This is a genomic window from Pseudomonas sp. Soil_N_39, from assembly GCF_057655955.1.
Genome location: NZ_JBDGLI010000004.1, coordinates 294,506 through 314,875 on the forward strand (window position 1 = coordinate 294,506; position 20,370 = coordinate 314,875).

17 protein-coding genes are annotated in these 20,370 nt (G+C 62.8%); 13 read left to right on the forward strand and 4 right to left on the reverse strand.

Annotation, left to right across the window (positions count from 1 at the left end; translation table 11 throughout):
• Positions 1-61 precede the first annotated feature (61 nt).
• The 3 genes from AC3A5O_RS08595 to AC3A5O_RS08605 all read left to right on the forward strand — a co-directional run bounded on the left by AC3A5O_RS08595 (position 62) and on the right by AC3A5O_RS08605 (position 3,401).
• Positions 62-1,345, forward strand: a complete 1,284-nt coding sequence (locus AC3A5O_RS08595; RefSeq protein WP_122564673.1) for a Zn-dependent hydrolase — start codon at positions 62-64, stop codon at positions 1,343-1,345.
• Positions 1,346-1,430: 85 nt separating this feature from the next.
• Positions 1,431-2,915 (forward strand): helix-turn-helix transcriptional regulator, encoded by a 1,485-nt coding sequence (locus AC3A5O_RS08600; protein WP_122564672.1) that lies wholly within the window; start codon positions 1,431-1,433, stop codon positions 2,913-2,915.
• A 240-nt stretch (positions 2,916-3,155) separates the two neighbouring features.
• Entirely contained in the window at positions 3,156-3,401 is a 246-nt protein-coding gene (locus AC3A5O_RS08605; protein WP_122564671.1) for a DUF1652 domain-containing protein, read from the forward strand.
• Positions 3,402-3,565: 164 nt separating this feature from the next.
• Here AC3A5O_RS08605 and AC3A5O_RS08610 read toward each other — a convergent pair whose 3' ends face one another.
• Both AC3A5O_RS08610 and AC3A5O_RS08615 read right to left on the reverse strand, forming a co-directional pair.
• A complete protein-coding gene (locus AC3A5O_RS08610) occupies positions 3,566-4,951 on the reverse strand; it encodes a sensor histidine kinase (protein WP_122564669.1) in 1,386 nt (461 codons plus the stop codon).
• Complete coding sequence (locus AC3A5O_RS08615) at positions 4,929-5,612, reverse strand: response regulator transcription factor (RefSeq protein ID WP_053122824.1); 684 nt, start codon at positions 5,610-5,612, stop codon at positions 4,929-4,931. Before AC3A5O_RS08615 ends, AC3A5O_RS08610 begins: the two co-directional genes overlap by 23 nt.
• A 276-nt stretch (positions 5,613-5,888) precedes the next feature.
• On the opposite strand from AC3A5O_RS08615, the gene hcnA reads away from it, so the two are divergent.
• From hcnA to hcnC, 3 genes are read left to right on the forward strand one after another with little or no spacing between them, the layout of a single operon-like run.
• Positions 5,889-6,212: a cyanide-forming glycine dehydrogenase subunit HcnA gene (gene hcnA, locus AC3A5O_RS08620; RefSeq protein WP_122564680.1), complete on the forward strand. Its 324-nt coding sequence runs from the start codon at positions 5,889-5,891 to the stop codon at positions 6,210-6,212.
• Positions 6,209-7,618 (forward strand): cyanide-forming glycine dehydrogenase subunit HcnB, encoded by a 1,410-nt coding sequence (hcnB, locus tag AC3A5O_RS08625; RefSeq protein WP_487753102.1) that lies wholly within the window; start codon positions 6,209-6,211, stop codon positions 7,616-7,618. Before hcnA ends, hcnB begins: the two co-directional genes overlap by 4 nt.
• Positions 7,611-8,870, forward strand: a complete 1,260-nt coding sequence (hcnC, locus tag AC3A5O_RS08630) for a cyanide-forming glycine dehydrogenase subunit HcnC (RefSeq protein ID WP_487753103.1) — start codon at positions 7,611-7,613, stop codon at positions 8,868-8,870. The genes hcnB and hcnC overlap by 8 nt, the downstream gene beginning before the upstream one ends.
• 220 nt (positions 8,871-9,090) lie before the next feature.
• Here hcnC and AC3A5O_RS08635 read toward each other — a convergent pair whose 3' ends face one another.
• Positions 9,091-9,702, reverse strand: a complete 612-nt coding sequence (locus tag AC3A5O_RS08635) for a glutathione S-transferase (RefSeq protein WP_460078008.1) — start codon at positions 9,700-9,702, stop codon at positions 9,091-9,093.
• Positions 9,703-9,732: 30 nt separating this feature from the next.
• Positions 9,733-10,656, reverse strand: a complete 924-nt coding sequence (locus AC3A5O_RS08640; protein ID WP_003202885.1) for a MurR/RpiR family transcriptional regulator — start codon at positions 10,654-10,656, stop codon at positions 9,733-9,735.
• A 313-nt stretch (positions 10,657-10,969) separates the two neighbouring features.
• On the opposite strand from AC3A5O_RS08640, the gene AC3A5O_RS08645 reads away from it, so the two are divergent.
• From AC3A5O_RS08645 to iolG, 7 genes are all read left to right on the forward strand, one after another.
• Complete coding sequence (locus AC3A5O_RS08645) at positions 10,970-12,907, forward strand: bifunctional 5-dehydro-2-deoxygluconokinase/5-dehydro-2-deoxyphosphogluconate aldolase (RefSeq protein ID WP_487753104.1); 1,938 nt, start codon at positions 10,970-10,972, stop codon at positions 12,905-12,907.
• Between the two features lie 175 nt (positions 12,908-13,082).
• A complete protein-coding gene (iolE, locus tag AC3A5O_RS08650) occupies positions 13,083-13,976 on the forward strand; it encodes a myo-inosose-2 dehydratase (RefSeq protein WP_487753105.1) in 894 nt (297 codons plus the stop codon).
• Positions 13,973-14,782 (forward strand): 5-deoxy-glucuronate isomerase, encoded by an 810-nt coding sequence (gene iolB / locus AC3A5O_RS08655; protein ID WP_122564662.1) that lies wholly within the window; start codon positions 13,973-13,975, stop codon positions 14,780-14,782. The genes iolE and iolB overlap by 4 nt, the downstream gene beginning before the upstream one ends.
• 29 nt (positions 14,783-14,811) lie before the next feature.
• A complete protein-coding gene (locus AC3A5O_RS08660) occupies positions 14,812-16,314 on the forward strand; it encodes a CoA-acylating methylmalonate-semialdehyde dehydrogenase (RefSeq protein ID WP_122564661.1) in 1,503 nt (500 codons plus the stop codon).
• Between the two features lie 35 nt (positions 16,315-16,349).
• Positions 16,350-17,171: a TIM barrel protein gene (locus AC3A5O_RS08665; RefSeq protein WP_305490701.1), complete on the forward strand. Its 822-nt coding sequence runs from the start codon at positions 16,350-16,352 to the stop codon at positions 17,169-17,171.
• Positions 17,172-17,337: 166 nt separating this feature from the next.
• On the forward strand, positions 17,338-19,269 hold the full coding sequence (iolD, locus tag AC3A5O_RS08670) for a 3D-(3,5/4)-trihydroxycyclohexane-1,2-dione acylhydrolase (decyclizing) (RefSeq protein ID WP_487753106.1): 1,932 nt from the start codon (positions 17,338-17,340) through the stop codon (positions 19,267-19,269).
• A 29-nt stretch (positions 19,270-19,298) separates the two neighbouring features.
• Positions 19,299-20,309, forward strand: a complete 1,011-nt coding sequence (gene iolG / locus AC3A5O_RS08675) for a bifunctional inositol 2-dehydrogenase/D-chiro-inositol 1-dehydrogenase (RefSeq protein ID WP_122564658.1) — start codon at positions 19,299-19,301, stop codon at positions 20,307-20,309.
• The last annotated feature ends 61 nt before the right edge of the window (positions 20,310-20,370 follow it).

A 20,370-nucleotide genomic window follows, 5' to 3' on the forward strand; every position in this document is an offset into this window, starting at 1 on the left:
AGCTTGCTCGCGATAGCGGCCTCAAGACACCAAAAAAATGCCTGAAAAAATGGAGATCCCCATGAACGCAGCCATCGACGTCCTGCAATCGACCCATCAGCACATCAACCGCGACCGCCTGTGGCAATCGCTCATGGACCTGGCCCAGCTCGGGGCCACGGTCAAGGGCGGTGTGTGCCGGCTGGCCCTGACCGACCTCGACCGCCAGGCCCGCGACCTGTTCGTGCAATGGACCCAGGCGGCGGGCTGCACCGTCAGCATCGATGGGGTGGGCAATATCTTCGCCCGGCGCCCGGGGCGCAATCCGAACCTGCCACCGGTGATGACCGGCAGCCACATCGACACCCAACCCACCGGCGGCAAGTTCGACGGCTGCTTTGGCGTTCTGTCCGGGCTGGAGGTGCTGCGCACCCTCAACGACCTGAACATCGAAACCGAAGCACCGTTGGAGGTGGTGGTCTGGACCAACGAAGAGGGCTCGCGCTTCGCTCCATGCATGATGGGCTCCGGCGTGTTCGCCGAGAAATTCACCCTTGAAGAAACCCTGGCCAAGACCGACGCCGAGGGCATCAGCGTAGGCCAGGCGCTCAACACCATCGGCTATGCCGGCCCGCGCCCGGTCAGTGGGCATCCGGTGGGGGCGTATTTCGAGGCGCACATCGAACAGGGGCCGATCCTCGAAGACGAGGGCAAGACCATCGGCGTGGTGATGGGCGCCCTGGGGCAGAAGTGGTTCGACCTGACCTTGCGCGGCGTCGAAGCCCACGCAGGCCCGACGCCGATGCACCTGCGCAAGGATGCCCTGGTAGGCGCCTCGATCATCGTCGGCGCCGTCAATCGTGCCGCCCTCGGTCATCAGCCCCATGCCTGCGGCACGGTCGGTTGCCTGCAGGCCTACCCGGGCTCGCGCAACGTCATCCCCGGCGAAGTGCGCATGACCCTGGATTTCCGTCACCTGGAACCGGCGCGCCTGGATTCGATGATCGCCGAGGTCAAGCAAGTGATCGAGGACACCTGCCGTCAGCACGGCCTGACCTTCGATTTGAAACCCACCGCCGACTTCCCGCCGCTGTATTTCGATCAGGGCTGCGTCGACGCCGTACGCGGCGCCGCCCAAGGGCTGGGCCTGTCTCACCTGGACATCGTCAGCGGTGCCGGCCACGACGCGATCTTCCTCGCCGAACTGGGCCCGGCGGGGATGATCTTCGTGCCCTGCGAAGGCGGCATCAGCCACAACGAAATCGAAAACGCCGCCCCGGACGACCTCGCCGCCGGTTGCGCGGTGCTGCTGCGAGCGATGCTGGCCGCCTCCCAGGCGATTGCCGAGGGGCGCATGGCGGCGTGAAGGGCACGATGCACTATTGCAAACCCATGTGGTCGTAACTTTCAACGCATCCATGCTTGAACCCTACTGACCACATGGAGACCCAATGAATCAGCAAGTCCCGACCACCGATACCAACCGTCGTCAATTGCTGCAGATCATTGCCGGACTGTCCGACGGGGTGATGTTGATCGAGGTCGACCAGACCATCGCCTGGGCCAACGCAGCGGCCTTGACCATGCACGGGGTCAAGGACCTCAGTGAACTGGGCACCACGGCCAAGCAATACGCCGAGCGGTTCAATTTGCGTTACCGCAACAACCACCCGCTGACTGAAGACAACTACCCCATCGCCCGGGTTGCCCGTGGCGATGAATTCAGCGATGTGCTGGTGGAAGTCACGTCCCAGGCCGATCCGGATCGCACCTGGGTGCATCGGATCCGTAGCATGGTCCTGGCCGACCGCAACGGCGAGCCAGAACTGCTCGTGCTGATCCTCAGCGATGCCACCGAATGGGCCAGTGCCGAGCAGCGCTTCGAGAAAACCTTCGGGGCCAACCCGGCGCCGGCGGTGATCTGCCGCCTCAGCGACCTGCGCTACATCAAGGTCAATCCGGGGTTCCTGGAGATGACCGGCTACAGCCGCGAGCAGGTAATCGGGCGTTCGGTGTATGAACTGGATGTGCTTGAAGCCGCCGAAAAACGCGACCTGGCCATCGAGCGTCTGGGGCAGGGCGCGACCATTCCGCAAATGCAGGCCGAGTTGAAGTTGCCCGATGGCACTATCAAGCAGGTCATCGTCGCCGGCCAACCCCTGGACCTGCATGATGAAGATTGCATGCTGTTTTCCTTCATGGACATGGAGCCGCGCCGCAAGGCTGAAACGGCGCTGCGCCAGAGTGAGGAGCGCTTTGCCAAGTCGTTCCGACTGTCGCCTGTGCCCACCCTGGTGTGCAGCGCCGAACAGCAGTTGCTGGAAATCAACGAAGCGTTTCTCCAGACCACCGGTTACGCCAGCGAAGAGTTGTTGGGTAAAACCGTGGAGGAAATCGGCTTTCTCGACAAGGACGCCGGCGCCGCGCTGTTTGCCCGGCTGGAAAAGGCCGCCGCGGTCTCGAGTATCGACGTCAAGGTGCATAAGAAGGGCGGCGAACTCATCGACTGTGAGGTCGCCGCCGACACGGTGCTGATCCAGGACAAGCCCTGCTATCTGCTGGTGCTGATGAACATCACCGAACGCAAGCGCTCGGAGCTGGAGCTGGTGGCAGCGATCGAGGAGGTGATGAAAGACGCGTCCTGGTTCAGTCGGACCCTGATTGAAAAACTGGCTAACGTGAAGAGCATCAACGCCCAGGTGCCCAGCGTGTCATTCACCGAGCTGACGGCCCGGGAGCGAGACGTGCTGGGGCTGATCTGCGAGGGCCTGGCCGATAAGGAAATCGCCGCACGGCTGAAGCTTGCGCCCAACACCGTGCGCAATCATGTGGCGACCCTATATTCGAAGCTGGATGTCCATAGCCGCAGTGAGGCGATTGTCTGGGCGCGGGCACGGGGGTTATTCGCCAATGAATGGCGGATGAAGGCACCATGATAGCCAGTGCAAATGCACCTGATGGGCTGGTGCAAATTCGGGTTTTGCAGGGAGGGGCGGTTCCTTAGGCTGTCAGGGTGCGACATCGTCGGTGATGTCGCGTCCCCGACGAAACACTTAAGGAATACGCCGCGATGTACAGTGAACGAACCCAGTATGAGAGCGACAGGATGTCTATGCAGGCCAGGAGGTCGGAGCTGTCCACTGTTTATTTGCCTCCCCGGGGCTGAGGTGCATCACATGACCCATTTGGCTCCCTTGCGTACCCGCCTTGAAGAAAGTTTTACGCCGTTGGCCTGCGAATGCAGCCTCAATGGCGACGGCACCCTCACCGTGCGCCTGTATCACCGTGAAAGCGGTGAGGTGGACCTGGTGGTGAGCGGCATGAGTCTCGACAGCGTCCGCTCGGAAGAGAGCATTGCGAAGCTGATCGATGAGTTGCGTTATGAGCTGCATAACACCCCGCTGCATCGCAGTGATGCCTGATAGATAAAGATCAAGCACACCACACCCTGTGGCGAGGGAGCTTGCTCCCGCTGGGTCGCGCAGCGGCCCCGAAAACCTGCCGAATACGCGCGTCTGGTTTACGACTGCTTCGCAGCCGAGCGGGAGCAAGCTCCCTCGCCACAGGTGCTGCTCCAGCCCTATGACTACAACAACGTCCCCCGGCAATCGAGCACCAACCGCGCGCCGCCGTGTTCGCTGCTGTCCACCTCCAACGTGAACCCATGCAGATTGACGATCGCCGCGACGATCGACAGGCCCAGGCCGAATCCGCCGTGCTGGCTGCTGCCTTCGGCGCGATAGAAACGGCGGAACACGGCCTTGCGCTCTGCCTCGGGGATGCCGGGGCCGGAATCGAGCACTTCGATGCGCGTGCTGTCGCCCTGATCGACCCCACGCAGGATCACGGTGCCCCCCGGCGGGGTGAACTTGATGGAGTTGCTCAGCAGGTTCGACACCGCCTCGAACAGCAAGGCCCGGTCGCCGTTGAGCAGGGGCAGGGCGTCGGGAGCCTCCAGGATGAAGGTCAGTTCGCCTTCCTCGGCCAAGGGCAGGTAAAAATCATGCAACTCCTGCAATAACTGCAACGGATCGAGGCGCACGAAGCCCGAGCGCCGTTGCTGGTCTTCCAGTTCGGAAATCCGCAACAGACCACGAAATCGCGCCATCAGGGTGTCGGTCTCGGCGATTACCTGATCCATCTGCAAGGCCTCGGGGGAGCCGTCCGGCGCTTGCTGCTGGATGCGATAAAGTTGGGCACGCAGGCGCGTCAGCGGGGTGCGCAGGTCATGGGCGATGTTGTCGCACACGCCCTTGACCTCATTCATCAAGCGTTCGATGCGCTCAAGCATGGCATTGACGATCGCCGCCAGCATGTCCAGTTCATCGCGTCGGCTCGACAGCGGCAGGCGATGGGTCAGGTCACCGGCGACGATGGCTTCGGCGCTGGCCTGCAACTGGCGAATCCGCCGCAGCGGTCGGCGGCGCAACAGGTGCCAGCCAGCGATGCCTGGCAGGATGGTCAGCGATACCCCCCAGAACAGCGCGTGCAAGATGATCCGCGTCACCGCGAACAGCGAACCGTTGTCCCGGGCCAGGACCAGCCAACGGCCGTCCTGGGTCCGGGTCGCCACTGCGTCGCAGCTGTCGGAAGGCACGCCCGGTTCATCGGAGTCCACGCAGCCGCCAAGCATGTGGATCTTGCCGTCCAGCGGCAGGTCGGCGGGCACGCGCAGGATCGGTCCGCTCAAATGGCGCAATTGCGGATCGAACAGCCCATAGGCGTCGACACCGCGCTCGTCCAGCGTCAGGCTGGCCATGAGCGCATCTTCCAGTTGGTCGCCGTGGATCCGGGCGAACAGGTGCTGGCGCTGCATCAGGGAGTGCTTGGCCAGGCTGTCGAGGTAGCCAAACACTTCGTAATACATCACCCCCATCAGGATCGCGCTCCAGATCACGAACAGCGAACTGTACAGCGCCAGCAGGCGGCTGCTGGAGGAGCGCCAGCCCTTAGCGGGGTTCAGCAATGACATAGCCGGAACCCCGTACCGTGCGAATCAGCGGTTCCAGGCCCGGTGGGTCGATTTTCTTGCGCAGGCGGCCGATGTGGACGTCGATCAGGTTGGTGCCGGGGTCGAAGTGATAGCCCCAGACTTCCTCGAAAATCATCATGCGCGAGAGGATTTGCCCGCTGTTGCGCATCAGGAATTCCAGCAGCTTGTATTCGGTGGGCAGCAGGCTCAGCAGTTGCCCGTTGCGGCTGGCCTCGCGGCTGATCAGGTTCAGCTCCAGGTCGGCTACCCGTAGCGCGGTTTCCGGCTCGCGGGTGCCATTGTTGCGCCGTAGCAGCACTTCGACCCGGGCGGCCATTTCGTCGGTGGCGAACGGCTTGGTCAGGTAATCGTCGCCGCCGGCCCGCAGGCCACGCACGCGTTCATCCACATCGGAAAGGGCGCTGATCATCAGGATCGGCGTGGCCACGCCCATGGTGCGCAGCGTGGTGACGATCACCAGGCCGTCGAGCTCAGGCAGCATGCGGTCCAGCGTGATCAGGTCGTAGTCGCCGCTGACCGCCCGTTCCAAGCCTTCTCGGCCGTTGTCGACCCAATCGACGTCCAGGCCGTTGCGGGTCAGCTCGGCCACGATTTCACGGGCGGTCACGGCGTCGTCTTCGATGGTCAGGATGCGGTTCATGGGCGGTACCGTGTGGGGAAGTTGGAGCGATTGCGCAACATTCTGCCAAAAATTACCTGTCGGCTTTCTGAAAAAAAGTTCATGGACCGGCAGGCCGATTCGCTGGCCTGGATCAACACTTGGTCACAAATTATCCCTAACATGAATTTCGTGCGCACTATCATGTCGCGTCTGTTGCCCCGCTTCGGTGCGCTGTTGCCGGGTACCGACGCGAACCGGTGGATGTGTGCCGCAAGGAGCCGAAACCTCACTGAACCTTCAAGGAAGAGCAGCATGATGCAACCTCAAGACGTTCTACGCCGAACATTCGATATCCAGCCGTTGAGCCGCGCCGACATGACGGTGCGCCTGGACGGGCAAGTCGTCAACGCCGCCCACGGTGAAACCGTCCTCACCGTCATCCAGTCCCTGGGTCAGCGCCAGGTCGCCCGCAACGACCACGACCAGATCAGCGGCGCCTACTGCGGCATGGGCGTGTGCCAGTGCTGCCTGGTCAAGATCGACGGTCGCCACAAGCGCCGCGCCTGCCAGACCCTGGTGCGCCCTGGCATGCAGATCGAAACCCGGGCCAACCGCATGACCGAAACGGAGGCGCCATGAGCCTCGATCCGGTGATTGTCGGCGGTGGGCCGGCGGGTATGGCTGCAGCCATTGAACTGGCCTCTCACGGGGTGCGTTGCACCGTGCTCGAAGAGGCGCCGCGCCTCGGCGGCGTCGTGTACCGCGGGCCATTGCGCGATGGTGTCAGCCTGGATTACCTGGGTCCGCGCTACCGCGAAGCCCTGGAAAAGCTCCACGGAGAATACCAGCGCCACGCCGGGTTGATCGATGTGCGCTTGGGCAACCGTGTCATCGGTGCCGAAGGTTTCCGGGCGCTGATGCTGCTGGATGCCGACGAGCGCCTGGGCGAGGTCGCCTATTCCCATCTGGTCCTGGCGGCCGGTTGTCACGAACGCAGTGTGCCGTTTCCTGGCTGGACGCTGCCGGGGGTGATGATGCTCGGCGGCCTGCAATTGCAGATCAAGAGCGGCGTGGTCAGGCCGCCGAGCCCGGTGGTGATCGCCGGCACGGGGCCGTTGCTGCCGCTGGTGGCCTGCCAGCTGCACGCTTCGGGCGTGGCGGTGGCGGGTGTCTTCGAAGCCTGTGGGTTCAGCCGGATCGCCAAGGAAAGCCTGGCGTTGCTGAACAAGCCGCAACTGTTCCTCGACGGCCTGAGCATGCTCGCCTACCTCAAGCTCAAGGGCATTCCCGTGCGCTATGGCTGGGGTGTGGTGCAGGCGGACGGCGAGGGTGAGCTGAGCCACGTCACCGTCGCGCCTTATTCCAGTATCTGGGAACCGGACCTGAAACGCGCCGAACAGGTCCCGGCCCAGACCCTGGCAGTCGGCTACGGGTTTATCCCGCGCACGCAATTGAGCCAGCAGATGGGCCTGGAACACGGTTTCAGCGAGGACGGCTATTTGCGGGCCGTGTCCGATGCCTGGCAACAAAGCAGCGAAGCGCACATTCACCTGGCCGGCGACATGGGCGGGATCCGTGGCGGTGAAGCGGCCATGCTCAGCGGGCGCATCGCGGCGCTGTCGATCCTCATGCAACGCAACGTGCTGGACTCGTCCACGGCCCAGGCCCAGCGGGATCGCTACCAAGCGCAACTGCAGCGGATCGTTCGCTTTCGCGCCGCCGTGGATCGCTACACTCAGCGTGGTGCCGGGCAAACCGCGTTGCCGGCCGCCGATACGGTGATCTGCCGCTGCGAGCACGCCACCCGCGCCGACATCGACCGGGCGCTGCAGCAAGGCGTGCAAGACATGGCCAGCCTGAAGATGCGCACCCGCGTGAGCATGGGCGATTGCCAGGGGCGGATGTGCGTCGGCTATTGCAGCGACCGCTTGCGCGAAGCCACCGGGCGCGCCGACGTGGGTTGGCTGCGGCCGCGTTTCCCCATCGATCCGATTCCCTTTTCAGCGTTCCAGAACGTCGGTACGGAGGCCGCTTCCCATGATTAAGGACTATGACGTAGTCATCGCCGGTGGCGGTGTGATCGGGGCCTCGTGCGCCTATCAACTGTCCAAGCGCAAACACTTGAAGATCGCCCTGATCGACGCCAAGCGGCCCGGCAACGCGACCCGCGCCTCGGCAGGTGGGCTGTGGGCCATCGGTGAGTCGGTGGGCCTGGGGTGCGGGGTGATCTTCTTTCGCATGATGTCGGCCAACCGCAAGCGCCAGACCCAGGGCGCCGCCGTGGCGGTGGATGCCAGCACGCCGCACATCCTGCCCCAGTCGTTCTTCGATTTTGCCTTGCAGTCCAACGCGATGTACCCGCAGTTGCACCGCGAGTTGATAGACAACCATGGCATGGATTTCAAGTTCGAGGAGACCGGGCTCAAGTTCGTGATCTACGACGACGAAGACCGTTTGTACGCCGAGCACATCGTCGCTTGCATTCCCCACCTGGCAGACCAGGTGCGCTGGCTTGACCAGGCGGCCTTGCGTGAGGCAGAGCCGAATGTGAGCCATGAAGCCCAGGGAGCGCTGGAGTTTCTCTGCGATCACCAGCTCAGTCCGTTTCGCTTGGCCGATGCCTATACCGAAGGCGCCCGGCAGAACGGCGTCGACCTGTTCTTCAATACTAACGTGACCGAGGTGCTGCGTAGCGGCACGCGGGTGACTGGGGTAAAAACCGCCGAGGCGGGGACCTTCCACTGCCGGACCCTGATCAACGCGGCCGGTGCCTGGGCGGCGGACCTGAGCGAACAGGCCACCGGTGTGAGGATTCCGGTCAAGCCGGTCAAGGGCCAGATCCTGCTGACCGAACGCATGCCGAAAATCCTCAACGGCTGCCTGACCACCAGCGACTGCTACGTGGCGCAGAAAGACAATGGTGAAATCCTGATTGGCAGCACCACCGAAGACAAAGGCTTCGATGTGACCACGACTTATCCGGAGATCGAAGGGTTGGTGCAAGGTGCGGTGCGCTGTATTCCGCAGTTGGTCGACATCAACTTGAAGCGAACCTGGGCCGGCCTGCGCCCGGGTTCGCCTGATGAATTACCGATCCTGGGGCCGATGCGCGGGGTGGAAGGCTATCTCAACGCCTGCGGGCATTTCCGCACCGGTATCCTCACCTCGGCCATCACTGGGGTGTTGCTGGACAAACTGGTGAACAATGAACCGTTGCCGCTGGACATCACGCCGTTCCTGGCGGATCGCTTCGAGGTCGCGCCGCCGGTAAAGCCCAAGGAAATGGAACTGGCCTGAGTGAATCCTGATGGAGTGAGCCCTCATCCGGCGGTCACTCAGGAACCAACTGTAGGAGCCTGTGGGACCCTGTGGGAGCAAAGCTTGCTCGCGATAGCGCTGGATCATCCAGCAACAATGTTGACTGGTATACCGCTATCGCGAGCAAGCTTTGCTCCCACAGGTACTTTGGCTATCCCCAGGTACTTTGGTTGCCTCAGGATTTTTTGTTTACAGCCAGTTATTCCATCGGTGTGCTGACAAACGCCTCCAGCCCTTCGGCATAGGCGGTGAACGCGCTGATCGACGCAAATGACTTGCCCTGCACCTGGTCCGGCACCACCAGGTTGGTGAAGCTCCAGGCCACCGCCACGGTGATGCCTGCCTGATCGAGGGTGCCATCGGTGGCCAGGGGCTGTTTCACCAGTTCCTGTTCCAGCAGGCCATAGGCCGCCGCCAGTTGGCCTTCCACGCGTTCAACCCAGGGGGCGTGCTGGATTTCTGTCGGCCGCAGGTTGCGTTCGTAGTAGATCTGTACCGACTTCTCGCACGCCGCCAGGGCCAGGCCAATCACGCGCAGTGCGCGCAGCCGTTGCCCACTGTCCACCGGCATCAGGCTTTTGCCCGGCGCGGCCAAGGCCTCGAGGTAATCGATGATCAACGTGGAATCCATCAGCACGTTGCCATCGTCCAGCACCAGGGTGGGAGCCTTGACCACCGGGTTGATGCGCTGGAACTGTTCGAAATGCCTGAACACCGAAACGGACTCGTGTTCCAGGGCAACCCCCAGGCACTTGGCGGAAATGGCGACGCGTCGCACGTAGGGCGAGTCCAGCATGCCGATCAGTTTCATGATGTCTCCTTCAGAAAAATCTTGCGGGCGTTAATCCTCGAACCCGACCTGTTCATGGATTTCATCGACTTTGAGTTCCAGCCGGTAAGCCACGGCGATGAACAACGCCTGGCACAGGCACAACGTGGCACTCAACGAACGGAAGGCGAACGAACTGCCTTCGTTCACCAGCAGCACCGCGTTGGCCCGCTTGGCCAGGGGCGAAAGGTTGCTGTCGGTGATGATCAGGGTCTTGGCCTGGTGATGCTGGGCAATGCGCAGGCAGTGCTGGGTTTCCTTGCCGTAGGGCGTAAAACTGATGGCAATCACCAGGTCGTTGGCCCGCACGCTGCGCATCTGCTCGCGGTAACTGCCCCCCAGGCCGGACACCAGGTGAATGCGTTTGTTGGTGTGTTGCAGGTTGTAGACCAGGTAGTCGGCGACCGCGAACGAGCGGCGCACACCCACCACATAGATGTTGTCGGCGTTGACCACCAGGTCCACGGCCTTTTCGAACGCCTGGTCGTCCAGCTCCAACCCCAGGCGCTCGATGCCCGACAGGGTCGCATTGACGCACTCGCGGGCCAGGTCGCCGCCGCTGGCTTTCTGCGACTTGTTGGCGATCATGCTGCGGATGCGCTGCTGGTAGTTCTGTACCGGGGTGGTCTTGTGGGTGTAGGCCTCGCGGAACAACGCCTGCATTTCACTGAAGCCGCTGAAGCCGAAGCGCTGGGAAAACCTGACGATGGCCGAGGGGTGTACTTCGCATTCCCGGGCGATGTCGCTGATGCGGTCGACCATGATCCGGTCGCTCTGCTGGCTCATGTAGCTGGCGATGCGTTTGAGCTGGCGCGGCAGGCTTTCGTATTCATCGGTGATCAGTTGCAGCAGACGCTCGGCATTGATCGGTGGGCTCGGGAGGGCGGGTTCGGACGCGCTCTCGGACGGCGCCGGCAGATCATCGGGGCGGGTCATAGAAAATCCTTCTGGCTTGTTCTTATAGGGCGGCCCGAACAAAGGCCGGCCCTCGACAATAGGTTGGCTGATCGCAGTCTACAGCGTAGGCGCAGGGAAAATCATGGGCGGACAAATGTTGCAGCAGCTGCTGAAACGATGCACTGCGTCTGGTTGGCTTCGGTCATAGCGTATTGGAAAAAATATTCCACGTAAAAAATTTATAGAATAATTATTGATTATTGCCCGCTGCTCGTTTTAGTCTGCATTCACCAACAGCGTTGGCGCCGGTGTCGGCGACCAGCGCAGGCTGATAAAAATAACAGGAGCCAGCATGGGCCAGACTCGTTTTGCCAGTGGGCGTCAATTGGATGTGATCTGCCTGGGACGCCTGGGCGTCGACCTCTACGCGCAGCAAGTCGGCGCGCGCCTGGAAGATGTTTCGAGCTTCGCCAAATACCTGGGCGGTTCCTCGGCGAACATCGCGTTCGGCACGGCGCGCCTGGGGCTCAGGTCGGCGATGCTGAGCCGGGTGGGCGATGACCACATGGGCCGCTTCCTGGTGGAGTCCCTGGCCCGCGAAGGCTGTGATGTCAGCGGCATCAAGGTCGATCCCGAACGCCTGACGGCCATGGTCCTGCTGGGGATCAAGGACCGGGAAACCTTCCCCCTGGTGTTCTACCGGGAAAACTGCGCCGACATGGCGCTGCGCGCCGAAGACATTGACGAAACCTTCATTGCCTCCAGCAAGGCCTTGCTGATCACCGGCACCCATTTCTCCACCGACGGCGTCTACCAGGCCAGTCTCCAGGCGCTGGACTATGCGCAAAAACATCAGGTCAAGCGGGTCCTCGACATCGATTACCGGCCAGTGCTTTGGGGCCTGGCGGGCAAGGCCGATGGCGAAACCCGTTTCGTCGCCGACCAGAAAGTCAGCCAGCACGTGCAAAGCATCCTGCCGCGTTTCGACCTGATCGTCGGCACCGAAGAAGAATTCCTCATCGCCGGCGGCAGCGAAGACCTGCTGACCGCGCTGCGCACCGTGCGCTCGCTGACGGCGGCGACCCTGGTGGTCAAGCTCGGTCCCCAGGGCTGCACGGTGATCCATGGCGCCATCCCGGCCCGGCTCGAAGACGGCGCCATTTACCCTGGCGTGCGGGTCGAAGTCTTGAACGTACTGGGTGCCGGCGATGCATTCATGTCGGGATTTCTCGCCGGCTGGCTGGAGGATGCCAGCGATGAACGCTGCTGCCAGTTGGCCAATGCCTGCGGTGGACTGGTGGTGTCGCGCCATGCCTGCGCCCCAGCGATGCCGACCCGAGCCGAACTCGACTATTTATTCAAGAGTCCGGTGCCGATCACCCGACCGGACCAGGACGTTGTGCTGCAACGGTTGCACCAGGTCAGCGTGCCCCGCAAGACTTGGAAACAGCTGTTCATCTTCGCCTTCGACCATCGCGGGCAACTGGTGGAGCTGGCCCAGAAGGGTGGCCGCGAGTTGAGCAGCATCGGCGAACTCAAGCAGTTGTTCATCCAAGCCGTGGCGCGGGTCGAAGCTGACCTGCGGCGTCAGGGCATCGAGGCCGACGTCGGTCTGTTGGCCGACCAGCGCTTCGGCCAGGATTCGCTGAACGCGGCCACCGGACGCGGTTGGTGGGTGGCGCGGCCGGTGGAAGTGCAAGGTTCGCGGCCACTGGCCTTCGAACACGGGCGCTCCATTGGCAGCAACCTGATCGCCTGGCCCCAGGAGCAGATCATCAAGTGCCTGGTGCAATTTCACCCTGACGACGAACCGCTGCTGCGCCTGGAGCAAGAGGCGCAACTGATGGGGTTGTACAAGGCCGCCCAGGCCAGCGGTCATGAATTGCTGCTGGAAGTCATTCCGCCCAAGGATCATCCGTCACCGCACCCGGACGTGCTCTATCGCGCCCTCAAGCGCCTCTACAACCTGGGTATTTTCCCGGCGTGGTGGAAGATCGAAGCCCAGGGCGCGGATGAATGGCAGCAGCTCGATGAGCTGATCCAACAGCGCGACCCGTATTGCCGTGGCGTGGTGCTGCTGGGTCTTAACGCCCCGGCTGCCGCGCTGGCCGAGGGCTTTCGCCAGGCCAGCCAGAGCAGCACCTGCCGCGGATTTGCCGTGGGCCGGACGATCTTCCAGGAACCGAGCCGGGCCTGGCTGGCCGGGGAAATCGATGATGAAACGTTGATCCGCCAGGTGCAGGGCAGGTTTGTGGAGTTGATCGAGGCGTGGCGTGCTGCGCGGGCGTGACAGACACCGCAGTCTCTATTTGGAATGCAGTCCAATGTGGGAGCGAGCTTGCTCGCGATGACGGTGAAACATGCAACATTGACGCGACTGTCAAACCGCTATCGCGAGCAAGCTCGCTCCCACAAGGTTCCGTGTCGCCTTCAATGGCAATGTAAAAACAATAAAAGGTGCAGCCATGCCCGCTATTCGAATTGGCATCAATCCGATTTCCTGGAGCAACGATGACTTGCCGTCGTTGGGCGGCGAGACGCCGTTGAGTACGGCGCTGAGTGAAGGCAAGGAAATCGGCTACGAAGGTTTTGAGCTCAACGGCAAGTTTCCCAAGGACGCCAAGGGCGTTGGCGATGTGCTGCGGCCCTATAACCTGGCGCTGGTCTCCGGCTGGTATTCCAGCCGCCTGGCCCGACGCTCGGCGGCGGAGGAAATCGACGCCATCGCCAGTCACGTCGAGCTGCTGGCGCAGAACGGCGCGACGGTGCTGGTCTACGGCGAAGTCGCCGACTCGATCCAGGGCCAGCGGATTCCGTTGGTCGAGCGGCCGCGTTTCCATACGGATGAAGCCTGGCAAACCTACGCCGACAAGCTCACCGAACTGGCGCGTTTCACTTTGTCCCACGGCGTGCGCCTGGCCTATCACCACCACATGGGCGCCTACGTCGAATCACCCGCGGACATCGACAAGCTGATGGCCCTGACCGGCAGCGAAGTGGGCCTGTTGTTCGACTCGGGTCACTGCTACATGGGCGGCGGCGAACCGTTGCAGGTGCTGCGCAAACACATTGAACGAATCTGCCATGTGCACTTCAAGGATGTGCGCAAACCGGTGGTGCAACTGGCGCGCAACAACCTCTGGAGCTTCCCCGACTGCATCATCAACGGCACTTTCACCGTGCCGGGGGATGGCGACATCGACTTCGCCGCGTTGCTCGATGTACTGCTGGCTGCCGACTATCAAGGCTGGCTGGTGGTGGAAGCCGAGCAGGACCCTGCCGTAGCGCCGAGTTATGCCTACGCCAAGAAGGGCTACGACACACTGCGTGCCTTGCTGCAAGAAAGGAGTCTGGCATGAGCCTGTTGATCAAGAGCCATTCCAGCGGCCGAACCATGGTCCAGTTGCCAGCGGGTGAGCTGGAATACGTCGGGTTCGCCGCCTACCGCCTGAGCCTGGGGGAAACCCTGCCGGTGGCCGCCGCAGACAAGGAATTGTGCCTGGTGCTGCTCAGTGGTCGCATCAGCCTCAAGGGGGAGGCGCCGGGGCAGGGCGCCTTCGATTGGGACAACCTCGGTGATCGCCAATCGGTGTTCGAAGACAAGTCACCTTATGCCGCTTACCTGCCGCCCGGCAGCCAGGCCCAGGTCACTGCCCTGAGCGATGTGCAGATCGCAGTGTGTGCCGCACCGGGTTCGGCGGGTAACGAATACGGCCCGCGGCTGATCCGCCCGGACAGCATGAAGCGCAGCGTGCGCGGCAAGGGCGCCAACACCCGCTATGTCTGCGACATCCTGCCAGACAGCGAACCGGCCCACTCACTGCTGGTGGTGGAGGTGCGCACGCCGTCGGGGCACTCCTCGAGCTATCCGCCGCACAAGCACGACACCGACGACCTGCCGCACCAGAGCTTCCTGGAAGAGACCTATTACCACCAGGTCAACCCGTCCCAAGGCTTCGTGTTCCAGCGGGTCTACACCGACGACCGCAGCATCGACCAGGCCATGGCCGTGGAGAACAGCGACCTGGTGGTGGTGCCCAAGGGGTATCACCCGGTCAGCGTTCCGTACGGGTACGAGTCGTATTACCTGAATGTCATGGCCGGCCCGAAGCGGGTCTGGCAGTTCCATAACGACCCGCAGCACAGTTGGCTGCTCGACCTCTGAATTCCACTTTTCCCACGGAGACAAGAACAATGAGTGACGCCCCGGTAGTAGGCCATTACATCAGCGGTCGAGTGCAGGACAGCGACGGTGCGCGGTTCAGCAAGGTCTTTAACCCGGCCACCGGTGCGGTGCAGGCCCGGGTCGCCCTGGCCGAACCGGGCACCGTCGATGCGGCGGTGGCCTCGGCGCTGGCGGCGTTCCCGGCCTGGTCCGAGCAATCGTCCCTGCGCCGTTCGCGGGTGATGTTCAAGTTCAAGGAATTGCTCGACCGCCATCACGACGAACTGGCGCAGATCATCAGCCGTGAACACGGCAAGGTGCTGTCTGACGCCCACGGCGAAGTCACCCGCGGCATCGAGATCGTCGAGTACGCCTGCGGTGCGCCGAACCTGCTCAAGACCGATTTCAGTGACAATATCGGCGGTGGCATCGACAACTGGAACCTGCGCCAGCCTTTGGGCGTTTGCGCCGGGGTCACGCCGTTCAACTTCCCGGTGATGGTGCCGCTGTGGATGATTCCCCTGGCGCTGGTCGCCGGCAACTGCTTCATCCTCAAGCCTTCGGAGCGCGACCCGTCCGCCAGTCTGCTGATGGCCCGCTTGCTGACGGAAGCCGGCTTGCCGGACGGCGTTTTCAACGTGGTCCAGGGCGACAAGGTGGCGGTGGATGCGCTGTTGCAGCACCCGGACATCGAAGCGATTTCCTTTGTCGGCTCCACGCCCATCGCCGAGTACATCCACCAGCAGGGCACGGCGCACGGCAAGCGCGTGCAGGCCCTGGGCGGGGCGAAGAACCACATGATCGTCATGCCCGATGCCGACCTCGACCAGGCGGCGGATGCGTTGATCGGTGCGGCCTACGGCTCGGCCGGTGAACGCTGCATGGCGATTTCCATCGCCGTGGCGGTGGGGAATGTGGGTGATGAGCTGATTGCCAAACTGTTGCCGCGCATTGATCAGCTGAAGATCGGCAACGGCCAGCAACCCGGCACCGACATGGGACCGCTGGTCACCGCCGAGCACAAGGCCAAGGTGGAAGGTTTCATCGACGCTGGCGTGGCGGAAGGCGCACGCCTGATCGTCGATGGCCGTGGCTTCAAGGTGCCGGGGGCCGAGCAGGGGTTCTTTGTCGGCGCGACGCTGTTTGACCAGGTCACCGCCGAGATGAGCATCTACCAGCAAGAGATTTTCGGCCCGGTGCTGGGGATCGTCCGTGTACCGGATTTCGCCACGGCGGTGGCGCTGATCAACGCCCATGAGTTCGGCAACGGCGTGTCGTGCTTCACCCGCGACGGCGGCATCGCCCGGGCGTTCGCCCGCAACATCAAGGTCGGCATGGTGGGCATCAACGTGCCGATTCCGGTGCCCATGGCCTGGCATTCGTTCGGTGGCTGGAAGCGCTCGCTGTTCGGCGATCACCATGCCTACGGCGAAGAAGGCCTGCGTTTCTACAGCCGTTACAAAAGCGTGATGCAGCGCTGGCCCGACAGTATCGCCAAGGGCCCTGAATTCAGCATGCCGACTGCCCAATAACGCATTTTCGAATGACTGCCGGAGGGAGAACAACAATGAACAAGCCCCTGCGTTTTGCTTTGAACCGAATGGTTGCCCCGCGCCTGTCACTGCCGGCGTTCATCGACTTGGCCCTGGCATTGAAAACCGATGCCATCGAGATCCGCAACGACCTCAAGGGCGTCGAGATCGAAGACGGCATGCCGCCGGCCCGCGTTCGTGAGTTGTGCGAGGCGCGCGGTATCAAGGTGCTGTCGATCAACGCCCTGTACCCCTTCGATGTGTGGAACGAAGAGCGCCGCGCCCAAGCCGTGCGCCTGGCTGATTACGCCCGTGAATGCGGCGCCGAGGGGCTGGTGATGTGCCCGCTCAACGACCGCGCCGACCCGCGCAGCGAGGCTGAACGGGCGTCGGGGCTGCGGACTGCCCTGAGTGAACTGGCGCCGATCCTGCGGGCCTTTGGCATCTACGGGTTCATCGAGCCCCTGGGTTTCGAAGAATGCTCGTTGCGGCGCAAACGCACGGCGGTGGAAGCGATCAAGAGCATTGGCGGGCTGGATGTGTTCCGACTGGTGCACGACACCTTTCACCATCATCTGGCGGGCGAGCAGGAATTCTTCCCTGAGCTGACTGGGTTGGTGCACATCTCCGGAGTCGAGGACGCCCAGGCACCCTTGGCTACCATCCGTGACGGTCACCGGGTGCTGGTGGGCGAGGCTGACATCCTCGGCAATGCCGCGCAGATCGAGGCGTTGCGGGTCGCAGGCTACGAGGGCTACTTGTCCTTCGAGCCGTTCGCCGAGAGCGTCCATGACCTGGCTGACATCCGCCAAGCGTTGGGGGCGAGCATGAACCATCTGCAAAGCTCCCAGGCCTGACCTGATTTCCTGAACGATGGAGCCCCCCTGTGGGAGCGAGCTTGCTCGCGATGGCGGCAGCACATTCAACACATAAATCGCCTGACACACCGCTATCGCGAGCAAGCTCGCTCCCACAGAGGACTGAGCCAGCCGCCAAATTTTGCATTCCAGACAAGGTGCAAGCATGACCACAACACGACTGACCATGGCCCAGGCCCTGGTGAAATTCCTCGATAACCAATACATCGAGGTCGATGGCGTCCAGAGCAAGTTCGTCGCCGGGGTCTTTACCATTTTCGGCCATGGCAACGTACTGGGCCTGGGCCAGGCGCTGGAGCAGGACAGTGGCGACCTGGTGGTTCACCAGGGCCGCAACGAGCAGGGCATGGCCCACGCCGCCATCGGCTTTGCCAAGCAGCATCTGCGGCGCAAGATCTATGCGTGCAGCTCGTCGGTCGGCCCCGGTGCAGCGAACATGCTGACCGCCGCCGCCACGGCGACTGCCAACCGTATCCCGTTGTTGCTGTTGCCCGGCGATGTCTATGCCAGTCGCCAGCCAGATCCGGTGCTGCAACAGATCGAGCAGTTCCACGACCTGAGCATCAGCACCAACGATGCCTTCAAGGCCGTGAGCAAATACTGGGACCGCATCAACCGCCCCGAGCAATTGATGACCGCCGCGATCCAGGCGATGCGGGTGCTGACCGACCCGGCCGAAACCGGCGCGGTGACCCTGGCGCTGCCCCAGGACGTGCAAGCCGAAGCCTACGATTATCCGGATTACTTCCTGCAAAAACGCGTGCACCGCATCGACCGCCGCCCGGCCACCGAAGCGATGCTCGGCGATGCCTTGGCGCTGCTCAAGGGCAAGCGCAAGCCGTTGATCATCTGTGGCGGCGGCGTGCGTTACTCCGGCGCCAACGCGGCATTGCAGGCCTTTGCCGAGCGCTTCGACATTCCTTTCGCCGAGACCCAGGCGGGCAAGAGTGCGGTGGTGTCCAGCCATCCGCTGAACGTTGGCGGCGTCGGCGAAACCGGCTGCCTGGCGGCGAACCTGCTGGCCAAGGAAGCGGACCTGATCATTGGCATCGGCACGCGCTATAGCGATTTCACCACCGCGTCGAAATGGCTGTTCCAGCACCCCGACGTGCAGTTTCTCAACCTCAACATCAGCCCGTGCGATGCCTTGAAGCTCGATGGCGTGCAATTGTTGGCCGATGCCCGTTCGGGCCTGGAGGCCTTGTCGGCCGCGATGGGTGACTATCGCGCCGAATGGGCCGGGCAGATCGCCGACGCCAAGGCGCAACTGGACGCGGAAGTGGACCGGGTCTATCAGGCGGATTTCCAGACCGAGGATTTCGTCCCGGAAATCAACGACCACATGGACCCGGCGGTGTTTCGCGAATTCATCGAACTCACCGGTTCCTGTCTGACCCAGAGCCGGGTGCTGGGCACGCTCAACGAAGCCTTGGCGGATGACGCCATCATCGTCGCCGCCGCCGGCAGCCTGCCCGGCGATTTGCAGCGCAGCTGGCGCAGCAAGGGCGTGGACACCTATCACGTCGAGTACGGTTATTCGTGCATGGGCTACGAGGTGAATGCGGCACTGGGGGTGAAACTCGCCGCGCCGGACAAAGAGGTCTACGCGTTGGTGGGCGATGGCTCGTACATGATGCTGCACTCGGAACTGGCGACCTCGATCCAGGAGCGTCGCAAGATCAACGTGGTGCTGTTGGACAACATGACGTTCGGTTGCATCAACAACTTGCAAATGGAACACGGCATGGACAGCTTCGGCACCGAGTTCCGCTTTCGCAACCCCGAGACCGGCAAGCTCGATGGCGCCTTCGTGCCGGTGGATTTCGCCATGAGTGCCGCGGCCTATGGCTGCAAAACCTACAAGGTCAAGACCCTCGACGAGCTGCACGCGGCCCTGACCGATGCGCGGCGCCAGAGCGTCTCGACGCTGATCGACATCAAGGTTTTGCCCAAGACCATGATCCACAAATACCTGTCATGGTGGCGGGTCGGCGTGGCGCAAGTGTCCACCAGCGCCCGCACCGGTGCCGTCGCCAAGACCCTCAATGAACGACTGGCCAAGGCCCGTCAATACTGATTGCCCCAACCCTACGAAAGGAGTTCCAAATGTCTTTGAAGCTGGGCGTCATCGGCACCGGGGCCATCGGCCAGGACCATATTCGTCGTTGCAGCCAGACCTTGCTCAACAGCCAGGTGGTGGCGGTGACCGACATCAACCTGCAACAAGCGGCCAAGGTCGTTGCCGATCTAAAGCTGACCGCCGAGGTCTACCCCGACGGTCACGCGTTGATCAAGGCGCCGGACGTGGAGGCGATCCTCGTCACCTCCTGGGGCCCGAGCCATGAAGAATTCGTGCTGGCGGCGATTGCAGCGGGCAAACCGGTGTTCTGTGAAAAGCCCCTGGCGGTCACGGCCGAAGGCTGCCGCAAGATCGTCGACGCCGAAGTGGCCCACGGCAAGCGCCTGGTGCAAGTCGGCTTCATGCGCCCCTACGATGAAGGCTATCGGGCGCTCAAGGCGGTGATCGACAGCGGCCAGATCGGTGAACCGCTGATGTTGCACTGCGCCCACCGCAACCCGAGTGTGGGCGAGAACTACAAGACCGACATGGCGATCACCGACACCTTGATCCATGAGCTGGATGTGTTGCGCTGGCTGCTGGCCGATGACTACGTGTCGGTGCAGGTGGTCTTTCCGCGCAAGAGCAGCAAGGCCTTGGCTCACCTGCGGGACCCGCAGATCGTCCTGCTGGAAACCGCCCGGGGCACGCGCATCGACGTCGAGGTGTTCGTCAATTGCCAGTACGGCTATGACATCCAGTGCGAAGTGGTGGGGGAGACCGGTATCGCCAAGCTGCCGGAACCGTCCCAGGTACAGCTGCGCAGCGGCGCCAAGCTGTCCAATGCGATCCTGATGGATTGGAAGGACCGCTTCATCGCCGCCTACGACGTCGAATTGCAGGCCTTCATCGACGGCGTGCGCGCCGGGCAAGTGGGCGGGCCGTCGGCCTGGGACGGCTTCGCCGCGGCGGTGGCGGCGGATGCTTGCATTCAAGCGCAGCAGAGCGGGCAGATCGTCAAAGTCGAACTGCCCGAGCGGCCGCGTTTCTACGGTTAACCAAAATCCCCCTGTGGGAGCGTTCACCCAAAAGGTACTCGGTCAAATTGTGGGAGCGAGC